This window comes from Oerskovia sp. 140933 (assembly GCF_059651515.1).
In genome coordinates, this window is record NZ_JAMXIO010000080.1 from 1 (window position 1) to 526 (window position 526).

The following is a 526-nucleotide window of genomic DNA, read 5'->3' on the forward strand; positions in this document are numbered from 1 at the left end:
TGCTTGGCCAGCACCCGCGCCACGTCCAACGCCACGTTCCCCGCCCCCAGCACCGCAACCTGCCGAGCCTCCAACGGCCACGTCCGCGGCACATCCGGATGCCCGTCATACCACGACACGAAATCAGCCGCCCCGAACGACCCCGGCAGATCGATCCCCTCGATCGCCAACGCCGCATCCCGGATCGACCCCGTCGAGAAGATCACCGCGTCATAGAACTGCCGCAGATCATCCAGCTTCAGATCAACCCCGTACTCCACGTTCGCCAACAACCGCACATCACCACGCGCCAACACCTTGTGCAACGCCACGATGATCGCCTTGATCCGCGGATGATCCGGCGCCACCCCATACCGCACCAACCCGAACGGCGCCGGCAACCGCTCGAACAGATCGATACTCACCGCCACATCCGTCTTCGACAGAATGTCCGCCGCATAGATCCCAGCCGGACCAGCACCGACGATAGCCACACGCAAAGGACGAGAGCTGCTCACAAGAAAGAACGCCTTCCGGTCGAGGAGGG

1 protein-coding gene is annotated in these 526 nt (G+C 63.7%); it reads right to left on the reverse strand.

What is annotated here, in order from left to right; genetic code table 11:
• On the reverse strand, positions 1-497 hold a 497-nt coding region (locus NHG27_RS18985; RefSeq protein ID WP_497017362.1), incomplete at its 3' end, for an FAD-dependent oxidoreductase.
• Positions 498-526 lie beyond the last annotated feature (29 nt).